The following is a 23,009-nucleotide window of genomic DNA, read 5'->3' as shown; positions in this document are numbered from 1 at the left end:
GAAACCATCACCCTATTTCAATCTGAAAGGAGCAACATTTAAAATGACTTCGACCCATTTAATTCCACAACCCAAAACATATGGTCCCTTAGGAAATCTGCCCTTGATCGATACACATGCCCCTGTCCAGTCTCTGGTTAAGCTTGCTAATGAGTACGGTCCCATCTTTCGCATGGATCTGCCTGAAGGAACGAACATTTATATTTCCGATCATAAGCTGGTGGCAGATGCTTGTGATGAATCCCGTTTCGATAAGCAGGTGTGGGCTCCCTTACAAAAAGTACGAGCTTTTGCTGGAGACGGACTATTCACAAGCTGGACTGAGGAACCGAACTGGCGCAAGGCCCACCAAATATTGCTACCAAGCTTTAGCCAGCGGACTATGAAGGGTTACCACAATATGATGCTTGATCTTGCGGTTCAGCTGGTGCAGAAATGGTCTCGGCTCAATCCAGATGAAAGTGTAGAGGTACCGGAAGATATGACCCGGCTGACTTTGGATACCATCGGATTATGCGGCTTTAATTATCGTTTTAACAGCTTTTACCGCGACCAGCCCCATCCGTTCGTGACCAGTATGACACGCGCACTGGATGAAGCAATGGGTCAGTTGCAACGCCTCAATTTGCAAAACAAGCTGATGTTATCGAAGAAAAAACAGTTTAAACACGACATCGAAACGATGTTCTCTCTGGTGGACAGCATTATTCAAGAACGCAAAACCCTGGGCAACCAAGGTGAAGAGGATTTACTGGCACGTATGCTGGAAGGCAAGGACCCGGAAACAGGTGAAACGCTGGATGATGAAAATATCCGTTATCAGATCATCACCTTCCTCATCGCCGGTCATGAAACGACCAGTGGGCTTTTATCCTTTGCCATTTACTATTTGCTTAAAAATCCAAGAACGCTAACTAAAGCCTATGAAGAAGTGGATCGCGTGCTCACCGATTCGCTGCCTTCCTATACTCAGGTGCGTGAGCTCAAGTACATAAGGATGATACTGAATGAAGCTCTGCGGCTATGGCCGACAGCGCCCGCCTTCTCGCTCTTCGCCAAAGAAGATACACTGCTCGACGGAACCTATCCGCTTAAAAAGGGCGACAGTGTAAATGTACTCATCCCGAAACTGCACCGTGATACCGAGGCTTGGGGTGAAGATGTTGAGGAATTTAGACCGGAACGCTTTGAGGACCCATCCGCCATTCCACAAGATGCCTATAAACCGTTTGGCAACGGTCAACGGGCCTGTATTGGACAACAGTTTGCCTTACAGGAGGCCACCCTTGTGCTGGGTATGGTACTGAAACATTTTGAGCTGATTGATCATACTCATTATGAGTTGAAAGTCAAAGAGACGCTCACACTCAAGCCTGAGGGCTTCACCATTCAAGTACGACCGCGTAGCACACAGACTGCCGTCATGCTGCCGGGTGCCGCTCAAGAACTTCATGAACAGGAGGAACAAAAAGTTGCAGCTCCTCATGCCGAAAAACATGATACTTCTTTGCTGTCTTTGTACGGCTCGAATCTGGGTACAGCTGAGGGACTTGCGGGTGAACTAGCCGATTTAGGTCGGAATTGGGGTTTTAACAGTAGCATAGCAACTCTGAATGAACATGTGGACCATTTGCCTAAAGAAGGCGTGGTACTTATTACGACTGCATCTTATAACGGACATCCGCCGGATAATGCTGATGCCTTTGTAGAATGGTTGAAGCAGGTAGACGAGGGCCAACTGGCAGGCATAAGGTACGCTGTCTTTGGTTGCGGTGACCGGAATTGGGCCAGCACGTATCAGCGTATTCCAAGGATGATTGATGAGCTAATGGCTGCCAAAGGGGCAAAGCGACTGTATGATCGGGGCGAGGGCGACGCCAGTGGTGACTTCGAGAAGGATTGGGAAGTCTGGAATCGCGGCCTATGGCCGGAATTGCTGAATGCTTTCGGCATAGAGCACAGTGATACAGAACCACAGGACACCAGCAGTCTGAGCATAGAGTTTGTAAGCGACGTACTTAGCGCTCCTCTGGCGGCCAACTATGAGGCAACTACTGCCGTTGTTACCGCGAATCGTGAATTGCACGCTGCTGAAAGTGAACGCAGTACACGGCATCTGGAGATCCAATTACCAACCGGATTGTCCTATCGCGAGGGTGATCATCTGGGTGTTTTGCCGCGTAATCCTGCTTCGTTGGCGAATAGAGTAATGCAACGCTTTAAGTTACAGGATCAAGACTACATCGTATTGAGAGGCAGTGACCGGGATGCGGCGCAGCTCCCCTTAGATCGGCCTGTCAGCGTAGGAGATTTGCTCACTCTCAGTGTGGAACTGCAAGAACCGGCAACGAGAGCCCAGCTACGGCAACTAGCATCCTTTACAGTGTGTCCACCGCACAAGAAAGAAATCGAAGCTTTGCTAGAGGATTCTACCTTTGATCAAGAGATACGACAGAAGCACGTCACGATGCTGGATATTCTGGAGAAGTATCCAGCCTGCGAGCTGCCATTTGAAAACTTTATCTCGCTGTTACCTCCACTCAAGCCTAGGTACTACTCCATCTCAAGCTCTCCGCTTGAATCGGAGAATTCAGCGAGTATAACCGTGGGCGTCGTGCGTGGACCAGCCCGTAGCGGACAGGGCGAATACCTGGGAATTGCCTCCAACTATTTGGCGCAGCTCCAACCAGATGATCCAATTGTCATTTTTGTGCGTAAGCCTCAGTCGGGCTTCCGTTTGCCGGAAGATCCGACGGTGCCTGTCATCATGGTCGGTCCAGGTACTGGAGTGGCACCATTCCGCGGATTCCTCCAAACCCGCCATGTACTTAAAGAAAGAGGGGAACAGCTCGGCGAGGCTCACCTATACTATGGCTGCCGTAATCCTAAGCTTGACTATCTGTACAAGCAAGAGCTGCAAGCCTGGGAGCAGGAAGGAATCGTTACGCTTCATACAGCCTTTTCACGTCTGCCCGATCAACCCAAAAGATACGTGCAGCATGTCATGAAAGAAGATGCGGACACTCTGATTCACTTGCTTGATGAAGGAGCGCATCTATATGTATGCGGTGATGGTAGCCGGATGGCTCCCGATGTAGAAAACACCCTTTGTGCTGCTTACGCGGAAGCACACCATACCAGTAAAGAAGAAGCACAGCAATGGTTGGATCGTCTCCAACAGGAAAAACGCTATGCCAAGGATGTCTGGACAGGCATCTAATGATAACAGTATAAGAACAAGCATCATGTTAAAAAATAAAAGGGACTGATTACTGGCCTTCAAACTCGTCGCCAGTAGTTCAGTCCCTTTTATGATTATCTTTCACTCCATTTGGAAGCAATCACATCTACTTTACTTTCTAATAGGTCCATAACCTCCTCGCGGTGCCTAGCCTTGAATAAATCTATGATGTCGATCAAGTCGTTGCGATCTAATAATTTAACCCCGTTGACAGCAGCAAGTGTTTTACAAGATTCCGTATAACGGCCGGAGGTGATAACGATAGACTTGTCGGCCGCATAATAACGCATAGAGGTGTAAATTTCCTGTACTGCTCCCAAGCCCACCGGATGTTGTACGCCATAACGTTTGGCCTGTATGACAACTCTGATGCCTTCACGGTCTGTAAAAACCAGATCCGCTCCAAAATCCCGGCTACTGGTTGTTTTATAGATGTCCTTATAGCCAAGCGCGGATAATAACCGTTGCAAATAAAGCTCAAATTCCGAGCCATCCTCCATACGATCTATATCCTGAATTCCAATTTTGCGTGGGTCCAGATCACGTAAAATCCGATTTCTGCGACCACGTATCAGTCCTCTGATGATGAGCGCAAACAACACCAAAAGTACAATGAGTCCTATTCCTAATTCCTTGTATGCCAATAATTTTTCTAGCAACACCCAACTCTCCCTTTTCTACCGTAAGCGTAGCCGTATCATCCTTAAAAGGGAACTCCCCTATGCACGCTGGCTCCCGTATTACATCTCTCTTATCACCATAACAATAGCCCCGCCAGATTCGACGGGGCTATCTTCGTCTTGCCTCAAAGCTATCTAAATTCCATACTCCGTATCATTATTCGCGATTCAGCAAAGATTCTCCGGCAATACCAGGCTGAGTCATTTGGTACGGGTCCAATATAATGTCCAACTCTTCCTCGGTCAGTACATTATACAGCAGGCACAGCTCGCGCACCGATTTCCCCGTCGTAATTGCTTCGCGGGCAATACGTGATACTACCTCATATCCAAGGTGGGGATTGAGTGCTGTAATAATACCTACACTGTTCTCCACATATTCACGGCACCGCTCCACATTTGCTTCAATTCCTTCTACACAATGTATACGGAAAACGTGGAAGCCCTGCTTCATAATTTCCAGCGATTGCAGCAGATTGTAGACAAGCACAGGCTCCATCACGTTCAGCTCCAGCTGGCCCGCCTCTGAAGCCAGGCAGATCGTATGATCATTACCAATGACCTGAAATGCAATTTGGTTAATGACCTCACACATCACCGGATTTACCTTGCCTGGCATAATGGATGACCCTGGCTGACGAGCAGGCAGACTCAGTTCTCCCAGACCTGCACGAGGTCCGGAAGCCATTAAGCGGATGTCATTTGCCACCTTAGACATATTCATCATACAAATTTTCAAGGCGGCAGACACTTCGGTATAAGCATCCGTATTTTGTGTAGCATCTACAAGATTTTCGTCAGCTTCCACAGGGAAGCCACTGACGTCTGCCAGTACCTCTGCAACACGCTGAATATAACGACGGTCTGCATTCAGGCCAGTACCCACCGCAGTTGCACCCATATTAATCGTTAACAGGTGCTGTTTGGTCGCACGCACGCGTCCGATATCACGACCCAGCACACGCGCATAAGCCTGAAACTCCTGTCCTAATCGGATTGGCACTGCATCCTGCAAGTGGGTTCTACCCATCTTAATCACACTATCAAACTCATTGGCCTTGCGGGAAAATGCCTCCTGAAGCTCACTCATGGTATCCAACAGTTTATCAATCATGCTTAATACAGCCAAGTGTACGGCTGTAGGAAAAGCATCGTTCGTCGATTGCGCCATATTAACATGATTATTAGGACTGATCTCCTGATAATCTCCGCGTTGCTTGCCAATCAGCTCCAACGCGCGGTTCGCAATCACTTCATTTGTATTCATATTAATGGACGTGCCTGCGCCGCCCTGAATGGGATCGACGATGAAATGATCATGCAACTGTCCTTGTATAATCTCATCAGCAGCCTGAATAATGGCCTCTGCTTTGGGGCGGTGTAAACGGGTTAGTTCCATATTTACCGTCGCTGCTCCCTTTTTCACGATCGCCATGGCTTTAATCAACTCAGGGTGCAGTCGTTGGCCTGTAATTGGAAAATTTTCTTTTGCCCTCAGCGTTTGTACACCGTAATAGGCATCTAATGGTACTTCCTTGGTACCTAAAAAATCATGCTCCAACCTCATATTCTCTGATTCCTCCGCTGTGTTTGCTACGTTCTTCAATTCAGTACAGCCAAATTGACATAAAAAGACCTCTTCTGATCCCCTCTTCATTATACGTTCCGATTCCCGTGCTTTACCAGTCGAATAAACGCGGAAAAAGGTTATGTAATCCTATGACAAGTTATGATTACCCGTATATACCAGGGTTATTCGGCAAATGCTCCGCTATGACTGGAATACGGATTTAATGGCTTATAATAATATCGAGTGGCATGCAGTTGACCATCGGCTGATTGAGCGTAATCCGGAATAACACCAGCTTCCACGAACCCGATCGACTCGTATAGTCCATTGGAGGGATCACCCACCCGCGTATCTAGCACCAGTAACGTTCTATCCTGACTTAGTGCCTCTTCTTCCGCTGCCTTCATTAACTGACGTGCGATCCCAAGCCTGCGCCCGGACGGATGTACCATAAGCTTTGCAATTTCCGCACGATGAATTGCGTTAGCTTTTTGAGCCAAATGAAGCTGGACCGTCCCTACAGGTACTTCGTCCTTCTCGGCAATCCACAGAACTACGCCATCCTCAAGTACATTATTCCAATAAGCTGCTGCTTCCTGATAACCTAATGGAGGTAAGAAACCTATAGATGCACCGTCTGCAACCACGTCGATTAACAGTCGACTCAGTGAATCTGTCAGGGCTTCGTTCAGAGCTTGAACAGGGTAAACTCTCACTTCGTTAGACATTGTGATTCCTCCCGGTGAGTTCGATAACATACAATAAAGAAAGTAAACTATCTTTTTAGGATAGCTTACTTTCCATGGTACTTTGTTTACTACTTAATCACCCTTACTTCTATTACTGCTCTGCCATATAAAAGAACTCCCACAAATGACCATCCAAATCCTGAAAGCTCCATCCATACATAAAACCATGATCTTGAGGTTCATTCGAGGGCTGGCCGCCTGCTTCCAAAGCCTTGCGAACGATCTCGTTCACCTTTTCTCGGCTCTCCACCGATAGAGCAACAATCGCTTCTGTGCTTTTCGTGGCATCTGAAATTTCCTTTGTAGTGAACGCTTTAAAACGTTCTTCAACCAATAGCATGACAAAAATATGCTCACTAACAACCATGCAGGTTGCATGTTCATCAGTGAACTGAGCGTTAAATTCAAATCCAATTGTAGTGAAAAAATCAATGGAGTGCTGTAGGTTTTTAACTGGTAAATTCACAAAAATTTGTTTAGCTGTTACTCCCACGATGCTTCACCTCTTCATTCTACTTTATCATACGACTTCTCCACAAAAGATAACTTAACTATCTCACAAAGTCAATCAATCTGACATTTGCAATTAAACTAACAACTCTTACCTTGTCCCTTAGCTTTACACCAAGAATAGGCTTGTACAACAAAATGGCTTCGGATGTTTTTTCATCCTGATCCACTTGATCATCCACTCTTGGTTTTAGAAGCTGTTCCCTTCCCCAATTTCGCCATGATTACGCTTACAAACATATCCTATATTTAAGATACCACAAATTAGCCAATTTAGTACTTAAATTATGTAAAAATGAATTCTTCTTGTCGTAGCATAATCAGATCATATTATTGTAAACTTGTTCTAATACAGAAAAAGGTGGCACACACGCTATGGAGCATTTGCTTAACGATCAGGTCAAAAATATTCAAATCAGCGGCATCCGCAAAATCGCAAATAAAGTTGCCGCATTACCCGGAACGCTCTCCTTAACGATTGGACAGCCGGATTTCCCTACCCCTGCGCATATTATGGAAGCTGCCCATCGGGCGATTGATGAAGGCCGGACCACTTATACACCTAATCCGGGACTGCCGGAATTACGAGAAGCCGCAGCAGCGTTTGTAGCCCGTAAATACGGCCTAAATTACCGTGGACAGGATGAGGTTATCATAACGAACGGAGCCAGTGAAGCGCTGGATATTACCTTACGCACGATTTTGTCACCCGGTGATGAAGTCATTCTACCCGTGCCAATCTACCCAGGGTACGAGCCCTTGATCCGTTTGTCAGGCGGCATTCCTGTGTTTGCCGATACCCGCAGTAGCGGATTCAAGCTCACAGCCGAGGTGTTGGAGCCTTATCTGACCGAACGGACAAAAGCAGTCATTCTCGGATATCCTTCGAATCCGACCGGGCGAGTGATGAGCCGCGAAGAACTGGAAGCGGTCGCGGATTTACTGAAGGAGCGCGATCTGTTTATCATTTCGGACGAAATATACAGCGAACTGATTTACGATACCCCCCACGTGTCCATTGCAGCTCTTCCAGGTATGCGTGAGCGCACCATCGTCATTAACGGTCTGTCCAAATCACATTCCATGACGGGATGGCGTATTGGTTTTACACTTGCACCCGCTGAAATTACACAGCACATGGTCAAAGTCCATCAGTACAACGTGACCTGCGCTAGCTCAATTAGCCAATATGCAGCACTGGAAGCCCTGACCGTCGGGGTGGATGATGCACTTCAGATGCGCGAGGAGTACCGCCGACGTCGCGACTATGTACACGGAAGACTAACTGATATGGGAATTCCACTAGAGAAGCCTGAGGGAGCCTTTTATCTTTTCCCTTCCATCGCCCATTTTGGATTAAGCTCGATGGATTTTACCTTGAAGCTGCTGGAAGAGCATGGAGTGGCTGTCGTACCTGGAGATGCCTTTTCTTCCTATGGCGAAGGATACATTCGCTTGTCCTATGCTTACGGACAGGATGTGCTGGAGCAAGGATTGGATAAAATAGAGAAGTTTGTTAGAGGAATGGTGAGGGGTTAAGGTGGTTAGAGGCGCTACGCAGTCCATTTGATCTTCCGATCGCTGTTGCTGGGGGATTCTTGAATTGGATAAAACATTTATAGGTAAGAATCCCTCAGCAAAGGCGAACGCTGCCGCTTCTCCAGATTCAAATGGCCCGCTTCGCTCACTGCCCACCTTAAAGTCCCAAAATTCTCTAACGTGTGTGTGGAGCAGCAGGATAAAAACATACTCACCGCTTTACACGGTGAGTAAACAGAATAGGCCTCTGAGGCACCCCTACGGGTGGCTCAGAGGCCTATTCTTCCACTACTCCCACGCGCTATCGGCGTAGGGATTCATGGGTGACTAGCTTTAAGCACGGTGCAGCGGAGGGGGCGGAATGGTACTGGACAAGCGAAGCGGTCGCCTTTAAATTCCGATTTCCACCTTTATGCGGTAATCATAAAAATCGGAATTTAACAGCGATGGTAAGCACCATCCGCCTCCGCAGCGACCTCTAAAGCGCAAACCTGAATCCTCACGCCACTCCCCTACTTTAAATGCATTTTGAATTGCAGGAACAATTCGTTGTAATGAGCGAGCATGCGCTTGCCCAGATTGTCGTACACTTCCAGCTTATCTGTAATGTCGGACGGAGGGTAAAAACGCTCGTCGCCAGAGATATCTTTAGGCAGCAATTTCTTTGCATCCTTGTTTGGCGTGGAGTATCCTACAAATTCGGCATTTTGAGCGGCTACATCGGGCTGCATCATGAAATTGATGAACTTATGGGCCGCATCCACATGGGTAGCGGTTTTTGGAATAACTATATTATCAAACCACAGGTTGGAACCTTCATCCGGCACGATGTAATCGAGCTTATCGTTCTCATCCATGATTTCAGACGCATCACCGGACCATACAACCCCGGCAGCAGCTTCCTCGTTTGCCAGCAGCATTTTAATCTCGTCACCAACAACCGCTTTGACATTGGGCGCTAATTTCTCCAACTTCGTCAAAGCCTGCTGCAAATGTGCCTCATTCGTATCATTCAAGGAGTAGTGGAGACTGTTCAGCGACATGCCCATAATCTCCCTAGCTCCATCAACCAACAACAGGTTATTACGTAGCTTCGGGTCCCATAGGCCATCCCAGCTATGAAAATCAATGCCTCTCGTCAGCTCCGGGTTAAACACAATCCCGACTGTACCCCAAAAATACGGAACCGAATATTGGTTATTCGGATCAAACGAAAGGTTTAGATAATGTGAATCTACATGCTTCAAATTCGGCAGCTTGCTATGGTCCAACGGGAGCAACAAGTGCTCCTGCTTCATTTTAGCCAAAGCATATTCCGAGGGAACCGCTACATCAAACGAAGTTCCTCCCTGCTCGATTTTCGTCAGCATCGCCTCATTGGAATCAAAGGTCTGATAAATGACAGTAATCCCCGTCTCCTTCTGAAACCGTTCCAACAACTCAGGGTCAATGTAGTCTCCCCAGTTGTACACCGTCAGTGTGTTGCCACCGGAGTAGCCTTGACTGGAATTCAGCCATGCCGCCACTCCCATCAGCCCAAACGAGATGATGAAAATCGACAGAAACACGCGCACAAGTGACTTCATCTAGGCACCCCCATTTCTGCCGCAGGCTCCTTTTTATCATTACGATTCGCTTTGCGCATAATAAAGTAGTAACCCACCACCAGCAGTACAGTAAACAGGAATATGAGCGTAGATAGCGCATTGATGGACAAGGAAACCCCTTGACGGGCACGTGAGTATATTTCCACCGATAAAGTCGAATAGCCACTGCCTGTCACAAAAAAGGTCACCGCAAAATCATCCAGCGAGTACGTTAACGCCATAAAAAAGCCCGCATAAATCCCTGGCTTGATAAAGGGCAAAATCACCTTGGTCAGTACATCCAGCCGGCTGGCACCCAAATCACGCGCAGCATCCACCAGGGATGGACTCATTTCCTGAAGCCGCGGCAAAATCATAATGACCGCAATCGGCACACTAAACGCAATATGGGACAATAAAACGGAGTAGAAACCCAGCTTAATCCCGACCATCGTGAACAAAATAAGGAAGGAAGCGCCGATAATGACGTCCGGGTTCACGATCAATACATTATTGAGCGACAGCAGCGTATTTTTGACTCGACGGTTCTGCATCTGATGGATAGCCAGCGCACCCATAATGCCAATAATCGTAGCCAACGCAGATGACAGCAAAGCAATCACCAAGGTGTTAATGACAATAATGATCAAGCGAGTGTCTGCAAACACCTCTTTGTAATACTGGAGTGTAAAACCCTCAAACTCATGCATCGTCCCGCCGCTATTGAAGGAATAGTACATCAAATACAAAATAGGCGCGTACAAAACGAGAAAAACAATCACCAAATAAATATTTCCGAATCGGTTTTTATTTACCATGCCGCACCCTCCGTTTCGTTCCCGAGGTGAGCAGCATAATGATCCCCATCGCCAAAATCAGGAACACGGCAACCGTAGAGCCCATACCCCAATCCTGAGTAACCAGAAAATGCTGCTCTATCGCCGTCCCCAGTGTAATCACACGGTTACCTGCAATCAGGCGGGTAATCATAAACAGCGACAACGCTGGAATAAACACAGCCATGCAACCAGATCGCACACCCGCAAGCGTTAACGGAAAAATAACCCTGCGAAACGCAGTCCACTTGGAGGCTCCCAAATCACGGGCTGCGTCCAGCAATGAAGGGTTTAACCCTTCCAACGCGTTATAGATGGGCAAAATCATAAAAGGCACAAAAATATAAACCGACACAAACACAAAGCTGGAGCTGGTAAACAATAATTGCTGACCTCCCAACCCAACCATACCTAACACCGCATTCACCGGACCATAGGTTCCGAAAATCCCAATAAAAGCATACGTTTTGAGTAACAGGTTAATCCAGGTCGGCAAAATAATGAGCAACAGCCACAGCTGCTTATGCTTGGTGCGTGTGAGTAAATAGGCTGCCGGGTAAGCAACTAACAGTGAAAATACAGTGATCAGAAATGCATACCAAAACGAGCTAAGCGTCATGCTCAAATAAACAGGTGTCAGAAACTGAGCATAGTTGTTGAATGTGAGATGACCATCCACATCAAATAGTGAATAGTAAAACACAAGTACAACCGGAGCCGCCACAAACAGCACAATCCATAAATAATAAGGCAGCAGATACGCTGCTCTTGTATTACCGGACATGCTGATCCACCTCTTCATAGGCTTCCAGACGCCGATCAAATTCTTCCTCTGTTTCCCCGAACCGCATCACATGGATCGCTTCCGGGTCAAATCGCAGACCGATTTCACTGCCCAGCTCCGCCTTTTTGGTAGAATGCACGAGCCATTCCTGTCCCGAATCATCATAGCAGCTTATTTCATAGTGAACACCACGGAACAATTGGGTATCCACTTTTACACGCAGCTTGCCTTCAACAACACTCGTAATCTCCAGATCCTCCGGTCGGATCACGATTTCAATGGGCTCGTTCGGACGTAAGCCTCCGTCGACACATTCAAACTGTCGGCCGTTAAATTCCACTTGGTAATCCGCAATCATCCGTCCTGGGACAATATTGGATTCGCCGATGAAATCAGCAACAAACCGATTGATCGGCTCATCATAAATATCATTAGGCGTACCACTCTGCTCAATCTTACCTTTGTTCATGACAAAAATTTCGTCCGACATGGCCAGTGCTTCCTCCTGATCATGCGTAACGAAAATAAAGGTAATTCCAAGGCGCTGCTGCATTTCGCGCAAAATGTACTGCATTTCAGTACGCAGCTTTAAATCCAATGCAGACAACGGTTCATCCAACAAGAGAACGTCAGGCTCATTAACGATAGCCCGTGCGATGGCAACACGCTGACGCTGTCCTCCGGACATCTCAGAAATTTCCCGCTCGCCGTAGCCTTCCAGATTGACAAAGGACAACGCCTGTGTCACCTTCTCTTGGATGTCCTTTTTATTCATCTTTTTGATTCGCAGACCAAAGGCTACATTTTCAAACACATTCAGATGCGGAAATAGCGCATAATCTTGAAAAACCGTATTGACCTGCCGCTCATTGGCTGGAACACGATTAATGAGTTTTCCATTTAAATAAATAGAGCCTTCTGTCGGCTCCGCAAAACCTGCAATCATACGCAGAATCGTCGTTTTACCACAGCCGGAAGGCCCCAGCAGTGTATAAAATTTACCACGCTCAATTTCAAAGCTGACGTCCGCCAGCACTGGGGGATCGTTGTCATATTGCTTGGTCACCCGTTCAAATCGGATGATGGTTTGCTCTCCCATAACACCCTCCTTCAAAAATTCGACTTCATTCCATTTTATTAAACATAATTATTCAGGGCGCCTCATTTACCCTTGAGACTTCCATGTAAAATAGTCTGTCAGCACACGAATGGCTACACCAATCGCTTCTTCCGCAGGCTCCAGCTTCGCATGATGCAAACCATAAGGCGTATCAACGCCAAGCCAGAACATCAGACCGGGAATTCGCTCCAGAAAATACCCGAAGTCTTCTCCGGTCATCGCTTCTCCGCATTCAATAAGCTGCACATCCTGCCGGTTACTGACCCAGTTCATAAATTCCTCGGTCACCTGAGCTTCATTGTACACTTGCAAATAATTGGAGCCATAATGAATCTCGGCATGGCATTCAAACCCAGCTTCCACACCGCGCACCAGCGCTTCGATCCGCGATTTAACCAGCGCCATCGTATCGGCAGACAACGTTCGGATCGTACCCTCCAACCGGGCGGTTTCTGCGATAATATTTTGCTTCGTGCCTCCGCTAACCTTACCCACAGTAATGACTGCTGCATCGAGTGGATTCACATTACGGGCTACAACCGTTTGTAATTGTCCCACCAGTTGGCAAGCAGCCACTACCATATCATTCGCCTTGTGTGGATACGCAGCATGCCCGCCCGTACCCTTCAGGTCGATGAAAAGCTCCGACGTATTGGCAAATAGGATGCCCGGGCGAGTCGCAATTGTACCGACAGGATATTCAGGTGCAACATGCAGCGCGACAATTTCATCGGGTATCCAGTCTGCCAGCTCTGTGCTGTCCCGCATAGGCAAGGCTCCACCCGGCCCTTCCTCAGCCGGTTGAAACAATACAACCAGATCATCCTTAATCGGATGGCTTGCAAAGTGAGTAACAATTCCCAATCCAATCGTCATATGTAAATCGTGTCCACAAGCATGCATATAGCCGGGATGGGTCGAACGGAAATCGTAACCTGTCTCTTCTTCAATCGGTAAACCATCCATATCACAACGATATCCATAGCGGCGTTCAGGAGCTGATCCATGAATGAACACTAACACGCCCGTACGCCATGTACGAATGTCCAACCGCTCCTGAGGGAGCGTTTCCAAATAATCCAGCAAATATTGTTGTGTTTTGTACTCCTCAAAACCCGGTTCGGGAATTTGGTGTAAATCTCTTCGTATTTGGACAAAAGAACGATAGTCGACCGTACTCATTGCTGCCACGCCTCCTCTTTATAGCTCATCAGCTCTTATCGGGCAAAAGAACAAAAGGACAAAAGCCCGGCGCAGCCGCCGAGCCTTGTCCGTTGTGCTTCGTCCCTAAGTTATGCTGTCAGTGCATCATGCTTCTGACAAGGAATCGTTCACCTTTGGTACATAAAAAACTTCTGCATTCTTACAGAACGCGCAGTTCTTTCAAAATCTCAGTTTTAGATTTGGTCTTATCGTCGACCTGTTTGATCACACGTGCAGGTGTACCCGCCACTACGGAGTATTCAGGCACATCTTCAGTTACGACCGCTCCGGCTGCAACAACTGCACCTTTACCAATGCGTACGCCTTCCAGTACAACCGAGTTCGCACCGATCAATACTTCGTCTTCTACGATAACAGGCTGTGCGGACGGTGGCTCAATGACACCCGCCAGGACAACGCCTGCACCGATGTGGCACATGTTGCCTACTTTAACACGACCGCCCAGCACAGCATTCATATCAATCATCGTGCCTTCACCAATGGTGACACCGATGTTAATCACTGCACCCATCATGATGACTGCGTTGTTACCGATGCCAACCATATCACGGATATATGCGCCTGGCTCAATGCGTGCATTAATGCCTTTCAGATCCAACATTGGAACAGCGGAGTTACGGCGATCATTTTCCACCACATAATCTTCTTCTTTAGCGTTTGCGCTATCCAGTACCGGCTTGATATCAGCCCAATCACCAAATACAACACCACTGTCTCCAGAAATAAAAGCTTGAACATTCTCGCCAAATGATGCGGAAGCCAAAGCTCCTTTTACATATACTTTAACAGGCGTCTTTTTCTTGCTGTTTTTAATCACGTTGATGACTTCTTGTGTATTCATTTCGATGGACATAGTAAATCTAACAACTCCTTCATCGCTTCATACGACTTCGCAAGCCGGAATGATCTTATTCTCTCATCCTTTATAGCACAAAAGTGCAGGTCTCGCAATTATAGATTAGACCCTTATAGCTCTAACCTAGCCCTTAAAATAACCATTTTCAGCGGCATGACTGCCTTAAATTCATGATTGTAAGCCGCCGATCATCCCGCATCAAAGTAGGGTTATTTATTAGCTTGCAGGCTCTCCAGCGATGTATAAATGTAGGATTGGAATCCTTCAGCAGGTTCACCTTGTGGAATGTTCACTTTCACGATGAAACCGCCTGTTTTATTTTCTACAACTATATATTGCTGTGTCATCTTCGAACTGCTCGCTTGTAAGAACAGACGGCTACTGGATAACGCTTCAGGTATGGCTGCTTTGTCCAGCTTTTGCACCTTACCGATGGAAGCTAGATCCTTTTCGCCTTCTTTTTGAAGTTCGTCCAGATTAAAATCGGAGGGTAGCTTCGTAATTTCAGCATAATAGTTATCATCTACAGCCAAGGCAACACGGTTTTGATCAGGAAACAGGGACATCGGATCAAACACATACAGCGAATATCCCTCTCCTTTTGCTAATGTCGCAGTCTGCTTTTCCTTTTTTCCCTCAAGGGTGAGATCAAAAGTTTGAGTCTTTGTGCGTTCTCCGCCTACTGCTTGACCAGCACTTCCGTTTTGATTGCCATCTGTTGCAGCCTCTGTTTTTTGTATTTTCGTTAAAGTCAGTTGCTTCGCCGTCGCGTCGCCCTCTACTGCTTTTTCGGTGTATTCAAACGCTACTGTATCGCCTTCCTTAAGTCCAGCTATTACCGTGTCCAGTCCGTCCCCCAATTGGAAGGATTGGGCTTCGCCATTGGTTCCAATCTCTACCGTATGCGGGTCAGCAGCTCCATTGTATACACCTGTGCCTTTTTTAACCTCCGACTCAGCGATTGTCTCCGGTTTAACTTGCGGCTGCTGTTGCGTTTGCGGTTGGTCTGACCCTTGAGGTGCGGTGTTATTGGTTTGCGGTTTCGTTCCACAGGCTGACAGAGCCAGCACTGCCACTACAGTCAGTAGTATGATTGAAATTGTGTTTTGTTTTTTCATAAAATCCACCTCCACTATGATAGACGAGCTTGTGCAGCAAAAGTTCTACGCAGCATCTCACTTAAAATCCAAAATCCTACCTCCTGCTCCCGTTTATTATATTCTCAGGATTTTGCAAAATCCTAATACCACGGGAATGTTAGGTACGGTATAATGGGCTGTATTAACCTAATTTTCGAGATACCGCTTGGAAGGAACATAGACGTATTTATTTTCCCCCATACGGATGGAGCTGCCACGTGAATCAAGCACACAAACCGTCGTTTTCCTTTGAATTATTGTACATCATAGGTATTATCGCTATTTCGTTCTCCTCGATCTTCGTAAGATGGTCTGAAGCCGAGGTGTCCGTCATCGCTATGTACCGTTTGTACCTAACCAATCTGATCATGCTGCCTTTGGTCTGGAAGTACCGCACTGAGCTGTTTAGCCTGACCCGCAAGCAGTGGATGCTGATCCTCTGGTCCGGTATTGCGCTGGGGCTGCATTTCTTGCTCTGGATGGGCTCACTGCGACTGACCACCGTTGCAAGCTCTACCGTTATTATGACATTGGAGCCGATCCTTGTCATGCTCGGTTCATTTTTGTTTTTCCGGACGGGCACGAATCGCGCTATGCTCATCGGGATGGGCATGGCTTTTATCGGCTCGCTGGCCATCGGAGCTGGAGACTTCCATGTCTCAGGACAAGCCCTGCTCGGGGACGCACTGTCCTTCTTGGGTATGGTAGCCGTGTCCATCCATATGCTGATGGGCAAGCATCTGCGCGAGCATTTGAGCGCGTTTGTGTATAATTTTTGGGTTTTTGCCATCGCAGCCACATCACTTGCGCTGTATAATGTGGTCAATGCCATTCCTTTTACCGGATACGCTCCACGGGAATGGGGACTGTTCCTGCTGTTAGCCATTGTACCTACGCTGTTCGGACATTACCTATTTAACTGGCTGCTCAAATACATTAACGCAACTGCGGTGTCGATGGCGGTACTCGGCGAGCCCGTTATTTCTTCCTTGCTAGCTTGGGTGCTGCTCGGGGAAAGGTTGTCTACTTTACAATTTGGTGCAGGCTTTTTCATCCTGTTCGGGGTATGGATTTTTATCCGATACGGAACGGATTTTAAAAAGAAAGTTGTCCATCAAAGTGAGTTGCCCGACACTGAGCATCCCCTGAAGGCCAGCTCTTAACTTATTTACCCCATTTTCATAAACCATACTCAATGAATTAAATTCACTTCTAAAAAAAGGAAGGCGGAATTCTCTATGAAATCCATCGTATCCAAACGCTGGCTGCTAGCCCGATTGTATGAGCCGGACATGATCATCGCCGACTGCCGTTCCCTGCTCGGACAAGCCGGAGCTGGGCGGACTCAATTTAATGAAGACCATATTCCAGGGGCGGTTCATTTCGATTTGGAAGAAGACCTTACCGCTCCTCTTGCTGAGCATGGGGGTCGCCATCCCTTACCTGATGTGGATACACTTGCTGCACGTCTAAGTCGTGCCGGAATCAATGCTGCCTCGCGCATCGTCGCTTATGATGACCAAGGCGGTATGATGGCTTCCCGCTTCTGGTGGCTCCTGCGCTATCTCGGGCATGAGCAGGTATATGTGCTGGAAGAGGGCTACAGCGCTTGGAAAGAAGCGAAGTTCCCCGTTACGGTAGACCAGCCGATTCGCATTCCAAGTACATTCACACCAAATGTACAGCCACAAATGCTCACAAGTATGCAAGAGGTGCACCGTGTATCCGAAGATTCTGTTCCTGTTGGCTCCTATATCGGTTTTTCACCTATATTAATCGACTCCAGAGAGCGGCCTCGCTACCTGGGGCTGGAGGAGCCCATTGATCAAGCAGCGGGACATATCCCCGGTGCAGTGAATTTCTTCTGGAAAGAGATCTTGGACGAAAAAGGCAGCTTTAAAAATGCGGAACAATTGCAGCAGCACTTTGCCGATCTTGATCCAAACGCAGAAATTATCGTGTACTGTGGTTCTGGCGTATCCGCCTGTCCCAATGTACTGGCCCTGAATGAAGCTGGATTTAGTAAGGTCCGTTTATATCCGGGAAGCTGGAGCGACTGGATTAGCTATGAGGAGAATCCGGTGGCGACCGGAGAGGAATAAAAAGTTTCAACGGATATACAGGTTCAAAAGACAAATAAACTGCCTTAAGCGATTTGGCTCATGGCAGTTTATTTGCTTTGTTAAAAAGTACATAAAAAATCAACTTGAGCCGAGTGAAGCGACCTTATATAGAATTCCAAAGCTGATTTTTTTCTACGTCCTGACGATTTGGCGTAAGTTTCTGACTGGTTCCACATCTCCCGAAATTCTTCTACCAGATTGAGATGATAGCCGGTACAAAAATACGTTGTTAACTGGAACTTATTTCGCCTTCGAATAGCATCGCATTGCTCTATGCACTATACGTTCACCTCATCCCATCTATAAATAACATAGCCGAGTTGACATATAACTAGTAATAAATAAATTACGTTTATACATAGATATATTTTAATTTTTTTCTTGTATTTATGTAAATCTACTTCTTCGTTCACTTCTCTTTTCTTTATTTTCTCTCTCCAACTCATTAATCTTGAGAATTCTACTGCGCCTAATACTCCCCATAGCAATGTAAATACTAAAAATACGGCATTTACTAGAGACAATAATATCCCCATTCCTACATCCATTGTTCTTATTGATCTAAAACAAATGTGCACCACTAGTGTCAGACTAAATAATCCCAAGCCTATAATACTTACTATCGGTTTATCTTGCATCCTCATTTTTTTATTCCCTTCGGTTCCAATTACATGTAACGTTTCTTTATTCACGATGTCCCAGCGCTTTAAGATTAACAGTCCGGCTGCCACTTGCGGTAGCTAAGCGATGGGACATGTCTGTTGAATTACTTCCTCGAAATAGCTATCCAATATTTTGAACAACTATATATCTTAATTCATATTCTTTCTGTTGTTTCTCTACATATATCAGAGTTTCTCTCATGAAACCCATTTCTAATATATTCAAATCATTAAAATGTTCTTTTAAATCTTTTTCAGTAAAGAAGTGAGCATATTTCCCTTCCTTGTATTCATATGTTCCTTCCTCAACTTTCCTACCTACACCATTATTAGAATCACGATCAGAAAAACATGTGAAATACATTACTCCCAATTCCTTCAAATGCTTCACGCAATTCTGTATCAGTTTTTTTCGGTCTTCTAACAAAAATAAATGTAATAAATCATAACAATATATTCCATCATACCTTTGGCTTGTAGTAAACTCTAATACCGATTCTTGAATAAAATTCGTTTTTAAATCCCATTCTTTTGCTAGATTTATAGCTGAACTAGATATTTCAATTCCATCAACCTGAAAATAAGAAGAGAACGCCTTCGTATTTCTTCCATATCCAGCACCAGGAACCAAAATATCATGTACATTATTTTTTTTGAACAAATCTATAGCTTGGGTTACAGTTTGACTTGGTTCACAACCCCAAATCATTCCTTCTTCAGTAAATCTTTTGTTCCAATAATCCCCCATATTATTCACCCGCCTATATACTCACATTGCTCTTCTTTTAAGCTCATCAATCTGTCTGATATGATGTTGATCATGCCAGATAAAATCTCTTAAATATGATATTACAGTAAACTTCCCGTCAGCATATTCTTTAGTAAACTTGTCGTCTTCAAAACTCTCTATACTCTCCAATATCATGTTACGGTACTGAATAGTCATTTTAATTAATTCTTCTTTCGTTTTTGTTTTTCCATATTCAACAGCATCCTGATTAAATTGTTCAAAATCCATATGTGTTAATGTCAAAGGCGCATCGTTTAATATCGGATTTATGGCTACTTCATAAAAGTATTTATCCCACAGTAATATATGACTTACGATATCGTGAACTGACCATTTATCTTCAGCAATCTTTATTTTCCAATCCATTTCACGAATCTCAGAAACAAAACGTATCCATTCTCTGAACTCCTCTAGTAACCGCGACTTCTCATTCATGGTATCACACTCCTTTTTTCAAATTATTCATTGTTCCTTTGCCATTCATCTGTTAAAATCGCATGTTGATATGCATTATGCCAAATGGGTTGTCCTTCTTTTCGCATCAACAAGCGCTCCAATAATCTCCACGATGAAGCGTTTTCTGGATTACACATCGCAATAATCCGATGAGCCTTTAACTCTTCAAATCCATATTGCAATACTCTTCTACTTGCCTCAGTAGCATATCCATTTCCATAGTATCTTGGGTTGAATATGTATCCTATTTCCCATGTTAAAAACTCAAACGGTACGGTTTGATTAAAGTAAATGTGTCCTATCATTTTATAAGTAATCATGTAGATCATTCCAATCATCAGATCGAAAATTTCTTATAAGTAATCTTTCTGACTCTAAATCTATCATAATTATCGCCTCTGATACGTTTATTTAGCCTTTGCCTGAATTACTTTTACCGATCATTTAATCCCTCTCCATTGAGAATTTTCTGCATACATTTTTCAACCCTTGACTCCCGAGTTTTAGATTGTTTCGGTGCAGAAAAATACATAATAGAACTACTACGACCTTCTATTCTTCATTCATTCTATCTGCTCGTATCCAGCTCATCTCCTCAATGTTTAATAATTCTTTAAACTCTTCTACTAACTGATGCTTAGATTCTAATTGTGTATAGTAATCATTATTCAAAATATCGTCTAATTGTTTTATTCGCTCATTATCTAGTTCAAAAAAACTAAATGTTTCTAGATTGCAATTTGTAAACTGTTTTGCTATTTTCTCATTGTATTCATTAGATCTCAGAACTTCTTCAATTAATTCAGTTCTGGTTTTGTCCCCTCTAGGGTCGACATATAAAAATTCAATGTGATCTTCCTCTGGATATCTCTCTTCTGCAAGCTTAATAATTAAAGTATCTAATAACACATATGATATATGAAGACTTGCTATCTCTTGTGAATTGTAAACTACACGGTATCCCCAATAGTGATCTTCAAAATTATAAAAATATAACACTGGGATTTTTTCTGAAATTTGAAATAGACTTTCCGGAATTTCTTCACTTACTTCTGTATCTTTGGTTACGAAAACAAACCATTTGTCATTTAAATCCTCCGCGTATACAGGATCATAATCAAGAACTGCTTCTTTATATTTCAATAGTGATAAGCTTCCTGAAGTCAATTCACTCATTGTTTTGGCTCCTTTTTAGTCATATTTCACTAATACTCTTCAAATTTATATTTTGTTATTTATTTAATTCGATTACTTGTTCTTTATTAAAATAGCCCACTAGGCAGCCTTGATCTAAAATTGAAATATATAATTCCATGGATTGTTCAGTCTTTATTAACTCATTAAATTTCTTGAATATCTCCATATCCAACCAATCATCATCTACTTTCATTTCCCATCTTATAAGTTCATTCTTATATTCAAAAGAGACCCATGCAGTACTATTCTGAATATCTACGTAATCCGTTATCTTATTTAAATTAAGTTTTGTCATATTCTCTAATCGCATTATTACTCTTGCATAGTCTCCATAGTCCTCAATACATTCCGTATCTAAATACCAAATTTTATCAGATACATTTATAAATTCACCATTCACTTCAACTTCTCCACCTAAAGTAAGCAGCAGCAAGTTGTAGGAATCTTCTTCATATTCACTTCTTGAAATTTTTTCTAAAAGCAATTCTTTCTTTAGAATTGCTCTCATGAAGATGCCCAATTCAGAAAGTTGGTTTAGTTGATCTTCAAATATTGTTTTCTTTTTCTTAAATAAACCAAACAACTTAAACACCTTCTTTTATGGTTTGCGTCCCTTTCCTAAAGCGTTCTTGTATTAATGAACCTCGCTAGGGGTTGTCTTACCTGATCAAACTTCCTCGGAATGCCTCTTTCAGACAAAACTCCTATTTAGTTTGAATTATTAATATATCTCTTTGCAATTTCACATAACGTTTCTGTATTTATAAGCCTCGTCAGGCGTTGTCTGCTAAAGGCCTCTTCGAAATCCCTCTTGCAGATCGAAGCTCCGAAGGGGCTCAGTTTGAATATTATGTTACTCTTCTGTTGCTACTACTTAGAATCAGCATTCAATTTATTAATCTGTTGTGTATTTTCTATTCTTAGTTTTTCTATGTGTTCATTAATTATATTTTGCCCTTCAATTGAATTAAGAAATTCTCTGACCTCATTATCTATTGTCCTTCTCTTATTATACAAAATGGATTGTGCTTTTTCGGTTTTAAACCCAATTAGTGTTATTGCTATACCTAAGCTAATTAGTGTAAAGGCATCACTAAAAGTATTAACTTCTTTGACAGAAATATTGAACTTTATATTAGGCAAAACGATTATAGCCATCACCGCACACCCAAGAAATATAGAACGTAAACTGAATAGAAATTTACTTAGCATGAATCCTTTCTTTATCCATATGCCTTCAACAATAAATTCCAGCAAGTCATATAGTATAAGAAAGAACGCTGCAATTGAGATATATAACAACCATTTTCCAGTAGCATTCATAAAGGGGGTTAGTCTTAATACTGATAAAATAATAAAACCAACTCCAGTTATCTTAGTGAAAGTTGTGGTCAAGATACTCTCCTCCTATTGTACCTTTTAGGCTATGGGAATTGTAGATAACGTTCTTGTATTCCGAATCCTCACTGCCTTAAGGGACGTCAGCAATGCATCGTAAATGTGCTGTTATCTGATGTACGATCTTTTCCGAATGCTCTCTCTAATATTGTGTTCTCTGTGTTGTTGACTCCTTTAACCATTCATTTAATCCATCTTTACTTATATAAATATCAGTTCCAATTCTAATAATGGGAAACATCTTGCCAGAATATGAACCAGTGGTCTTTAATATAGTTTCCTCACTAGATATGATTGTTCTTACTTGGGGTTCAGTTATGTCCAAGTATTCAGCTGTTTCTTTGATTGTCATTAGTGGTTTATATTCTTTTTGATTTGTTCCGTCTTTATTCAGCTCTTTGTCTCCAGTGTGACTAATAAACAAGCCACTAATAACAATTGATAAACCTAATATGAAAGAACTAATTATTGTACTTAGATTTAGTTGCTTCATTGCCCTTGCCTCCTATAAATAAATTAATCATATTTCACCTAACGTTTCTGTATTCC

23 protein-coding genes are annotated in these 23,009 nt (G+C 44.2%); 4 read left to right on the top strand and 19 right to left on the bottom strand.

What is annotated here, in order from left to right; all coding sequences use genetic code 11:
* Positions 1–43 precede the first annotated feature (43 nt).
* Positions 44–3,220: a bifunctional cytochrome P450/NADPH--P450 reductase gene (locus ACEN8J_RS05325; RefSeq protein WP_495594320.1), complete on the top strand. Its 3,177-nt coding sequence runs from the start codon at positions 44–46 to the stop codon at positions 3,218–3,220.
* A 95-nt stretch (positions 3,221–3,315) separates the two neighbouring features.
* Here ACEN8J_RS05325 and ACEN8J_RS05320 read toward each other — a convergent pair whose 3' ends face one another.
* From ACEN8J_RS05320 to ACEN8J_RS05305, 4 genes are all read right to left on the bottom strand, one after another.
* Positions 3,316–3,903, bottom strand: a complete 588-nt coding sequence (locus ACEN8J_RS05320) for a restriction endonuclease (RefSeq protein ID WP_165149872.1) — start codon at positions 3,901–3,903, stop codon at positions 3,316–3,318.
* A 175-nt stretch (positions 3,904–4,078) separates the two neighbouring features.
* Positions 4,079–5,488: an aspartate ammonia-lyase gene (gene aspA, locus ACEN8J_RS05315; RefSeq protein ID WP_029515429.1), complete on the bottom strand. Its 1,410-nt coding sequence runs from the start codon at positions 5,486–5,488 to the stop codon at positions 4,079–4,081.
* A gap of 185 nt (positions 5,489–5,673) precedes the next feature.
* Positions 5,674–6,219 (bottom strand): GNAT family N-acetyltransferase, encoded by a 546-nt coding sequence (locus ACEN8J_RS05310; RefSeq protein WP_341039686.1) that lies wholly within the window; start codon positions 6,217–6,219, stop codon positions 5,674–5,676.
* Between the two features lie 112 nt (positions 6,220–6,331).
* A complete protein-coding gene (locus ACEN8J_RS05305; protein ID WP_029515431.1) occupies positions 6,332–6,733 on the bottom strand; it encodes a VOC family protein in 402 nt (133 codons plus the stop codon).
* Between the two features lie 392 nt (positions 6,734–7,125).
* On the opposite strand from ACEN8J_RS05305, the gene ACEN8J_RS05300 reads away from it, so the two are divergent.
* Positions 7,126–8,289 carry an aminotransferase A gene (locus ACEN8J_RS05300; protein WP_495594319.1) on the top strand — a complete coding sequence of 388 codons (1,164 nt, stop codon included), beginning with the start codon at positions 7,126–7,128 and terminating at the stop codon, positions 8,287–8,289.
* A gap of 512 nt (positions 8,290–8,801) precedes the next feature.
* Here the strand turns inward: ACEN8J_RS05300 and ACEN8J_RS05295 are convergent.
* The 7 genes from ACEN8J_RS05295 to ACEN8J_RS05265 all read right to left on the bottom strand — a co-directional run bounded on the left by ACEN8J_RS05295 (position 8,802) and on the right by ACEN8J_RS05265 (position 15,813).
* Positions 8,802–9,875, bottom strand: coding sequence for an ABC transporter substrate-binding protein (locus tag ACEN8J_RS05295; protein ID WP_340932748.1), 1,074 nt, complete (start codon positions 9,873–9,875; stop codon positions 8,802–8,804).
* Entirely contained in the window at positions 9,872–10,693 is an 822-nt protein-coding gene (locus ACEN8J_RS05290; protein WP_322252249.1) for an ABC transporter permease, read from the bottom strand. The genes ACEN8J_RS05295 and ACEN8J_RS05290 overlap by 4 nt, the downstream gene beginning before the upstream one ends.
* Positions 10,683–11,495, bottom strand: coding sequence for an ABC transporter permease (locus ACEN8J_RS05285; protein WP_023989586.1), 813 nt, complete (start codon positions 11,493–11,495; stop codon positions 10,683–10,685). The genes ACEN8J_RS05290 and ACEN8J_RS05285 overlap by 11 nt, the downstream gene beginning before the upstream one ends.
* A complete protein-coding gene (locus ACEN8J_RS05280; RefSeq protein WP_029515434.1) occupies positions 11,485–12,594 on the bottom strand; it encodes an ABC transporter ATP-binding protein in 1,110 nt (369 codons plus the stop codon). The genes ACEN8J_RS05285 and ACEN8J_RS05280 overlap by 11 nt, the downstream gene beginning before the upstream one ends.
* A gap of 66 nt (positions 12,595–12,660) precedes the next feature.
* The gene (locus tag ACEN8J_RS05275; RefSeq protein ID WP_209950162.1) at positions 12,661–13,797 is read right to left on the bottom strand and encodes an N-acetyldiaminopimelate deacetylase; all 1,137 of its coding nucleotides are present in this window, start codon (positions 13,795–13,797) and stop codon (positions 12,661–12,663) included.
* A gap of 181 nt (positions 13,798–13,978) precedes the next feature.
* Positions 13,979–14,692 (bottom strand): 2,3,4,5-tetrahydropyridine-2,6-dicarboxylate N-acetyltransferase, encoded by a 714-nt coding sequence (dapD, locus tag ACEN8J_RS05270; protein WP_029515436.1) that lies wholly within the window; start codon positions 14,690–14,692, stop codon positions 13,979–13,981.
* Between the two features lie 212 nt (positions 14,693–14,904).
* The gene (locus tag ACEN8J_RS05265; RefSeq protein ID WP_318627379.1) at positions 14,905–15,813 is read right to left on the bottom strand and encodes a DUF8580 domain-containing lipoprotein; all 909 of its coding nucleotides are present in this window, start codon (positions 15,811–15,813) and stop codon (positions 14,905–14,907) included.
* Between the two features lie 239 nt (positions 15,814–16,052).
* Here ACEN8J_RS05265 and ACEN8J_RS05260 point away from each other — a divergent pair, with 239 nt between their 5' ends.
* Both ACEN8J_RS05260 and ACEN8J_RS05255 read left to right on the top strand, forming a co-directional pair.
* Entirely contained in the window at positions 16,053–16,997 is a 945-nt protein-coding gene (locus ACEN8J_RS05260; protein WP_318627380.1) for a DMT family transporter, read from the top strand.
* Between the two features lie 75 nt (positions 16,998–17,072).
* Complete coding sequence (locus ACEN8J_RS05255; protein WP_069010410.1) at positions 17,073–17,936, top strand: sulfurtransferase; 864 nt, start codon at positions 17,073–17,075, stop codon at positions 17,934–17,936.
* A gap of 299 nt (positions 17,937–18,235) precedes the next feature.
* Here the strand turns inward: ACEN8J_RS05255 and ACEN8J_RS05250 are convergent, their stop codons facing one another.
* The 8 genes from ACEN8J_RS05250 to ACEN8J_RS05215 all read right to left on the bottom strand — a co-directional run bounded on the left by ACEN8J_RS05250 (position 18,236) and on the right by ACEN8J_RS05215 (position 22,953).
* On the bottom strand, positions 18,236–18,649 hold the full coding sequence (locus tag ACEN8J_RS05250) for a hypothetical protein (RefSeq protein ID WP_495594318.1): 414 nt from the start codon (positions 18,647–18,649) through the stop codon (positions 18,236–18,238).
* Between the two features lie 91 nt (positions 18,650–18,740).
* On the bottom strand, positions 18,741–19,367 hold the full coding sequence (locus tag ACEN8J_RS05245) for a class I SAM-dependent methyltransferase (RefSeq protein WP_029515441.1): 627 nt from the start codon (positions 19,365–19,367) through the stop codon (positions 18,741–18,743).
* 21 nt (positions 19,368–19,388) lie between these two features.
* Positions 19,389–19,844 carry a DinB family protein gene (locus ACEN8J_RS05240; RefSeq protein WP_495594317.1) on the bottom strand — a complete coding sequence of 152 codons (456 nt, stop codon included), beginning with the start codon at positions 19,842–19,844 and terminating at the stop codon, positions 19,389–19,391.
* A 23-nt stretch (positions 19,845–19,867) separates the two neighbouring features.
* Positions 19,868–20,185 carry a GNAT family N-acetyltransferase gene (locus ACEN8J_RS05235; protein WP_209018384.1) on the bottom strand — a complete coding sequence of 106 codons (318 nt, stop codon included), beginning with the start codon at positions 20,183–20,185 and terminating at the stop codon, positions 19,868–19,870.
* Between the two features lie 232 nt (positions 20,186–20,417).
* On the bottom strand, positions 20,418–21,041 hold the full coding sequence (locus ACEN8J_RS05230; RefSeq protein ID WP_495594316.1) for a hypothetical protein: 624 nt from the start codon (positions 21,039–21,041) through the stop codon (positions 20,418–20,420).
* A gap of 55 nt (positions 21,042–21,096) precedes the next feature.
* Positions 21,097–21,645 carry a hypothetical protein gene (locus ACEN8J_RS05225; protein WP_495594315.1) on the bottom strand — a complete coding sequence of 183 codons (549 nt, stop codon included), beginning with the start codon at positions 21,643–21,645 and terminating at the stop codon, positions 21,097–21,099.
* Between the two features lie 287 nt (positions 21,646–21,932).
* A complete protein-coding gene (locus ACEN8J_RS05220) occupies positions 21,933–22,457 on the bottom strand; it encodes a hypothetical protein (protein ID WP_495594314.1) in 525 nt (174 codons plus the stop codon).
* 145 nt (positions 22,458–22,602) lie between these two features.
* Complete coding sequence (locus ACEN8J_RS05215; RefSeq protein ID WP_493430450.1) at positions 22,603–22,953, bottom strand: helix-turn-helix domain-containing protein; 351 nt, start codon at positions 22,951–22,953, stop codon at positions 22,603–22,605.
* Between the last annotated feature and the right edge of the window lie 56 nt (positions 22,954–23,009).

This window comes from Paenibacillus sp. Paensp38, assembly GCF_059491915.1.
This window is presented reverse-complemented; position numbering and strand designations above follow the sequence as displayed.

Bases quoted from the DNA above. Each gene is read 5' to 3' on its own strand.
- ACEN8J_RS05325 (WP_495594320.1), top strand. From the start codon at position 44: ATGACTTCGACCCATTTAATTCCACAACCCAAAACATATGGTCCCTTA.
- aspA (WP_029515429.1), bottom strand. From the start codon at position 5,488: ATGAGGTTGGAGCATGATTTTTTAGGTACCAAGGAAGTACCATTAGAT.
- ACEN8J_RS05310 (WP_341039686.1), bottom strand. From the start codon at position 6,219: ATGTCTAACGAAGTGAGAGTTTACCCTGTTCAAGCTCTGAACGAAGCC.
- ACEN8J_RS05300 (WP_495594319.1), top strand. From the start codon at position 7,126: ATGGAGCATTTGCTTAACGATCAGGTCAAAAATATTCAAATCAGCGGC.
- ACEN8J_RS05295 (WP_340932748.1), bottom strand. From the start codon at position 9,875: ATGAAGTCACTTGTGCGCGTGTTTCTGTCGATTTTCATCATCTCGTTT.
- ACEN8J_RS05290 (WP_322252249.1), bottom strand. From the start codon at position 10,693: ATGGTAAATAAAAACCGATTCGGAAATATTTATTTGGTGATTGTTTTT.
- ACEN8J_RS05285 (WP_023989586.1), bottom strand. From the start codon at position 11,495: ATGTCCGGTAATACAAGAGCAGCGTATCTGCTGCCTTATTATTTATGG.
- ACEN8J_RS05280 (WP_029515434.1), bottom strand. From the start codon at position 12,594: ATGGGAGAGCAAACCATCATCCGATTTGAACGGGTGACCAAGCAATAT.
- ACEN8J_RS05275 (WP_209950162.1), bottom strand. From the start codon at position 13,797: ATGAGTACGGTCGACTATCGTTCTTTTGTCCAAATACGAAGAGATTTA.
- dapD (WP_029515436.1), bottom strand. From the start codon at position 14,692: ATGTCCATCGAAATGAATACACAAGAAGTCATCAACGTGATTAAAAAC.
- ACEN8J_RS05265 (WP_318627379.1), bottom strand. From the start codon at position 15,813: ATGAAAAAACAAAACACAATTTCAATCATACTACTGACTGTAGTGGCA.
- ACEN8J_RS05255 (WP_069010410.1), top strand. From the start codon at position 17,073: ATGAAATCCATCGTATCCAAACGCTGGCTGCTAGCCCGATTGTATGAG.
- ACEN8J_RS05245 (WP_029515441.1), bottom strand. From the start codon at position 19,367: ATGGGGGATTATTGGAACAAAAGATTTACTGAAGAAGGAATGATTTGG.
- ACEN8J_RS05240 (WP_495594317.1), bottom strand. From the start codon at position 19,844: ATGAATGAGAAGTCGCGGTTACTAGAGGAGTTCAGAGAATGGATACGT.
- ACEN8J_RS05235 (WP_209018384.1), bottom strand. From the start codon at position 20,185: ATGATTACTTATAAAATGATAGGACACATTTACTTTAATCAAACCGTA.
- ACEN8J_RS05230 (WP_495594316.1), bottom strand. From the start codon at position 21,041: ATGAGTGAATTGACTTCAGGAAGCTTATCACTATTGAAATATAAAGAA.
- ACEN8J_RS05215 (WP_493430450.1), bottom strand. From the start codon at position 22,953: ATGAAGCAACTAAATCTAAGTACAATAATTAGTTCTTTCATATTAGGT.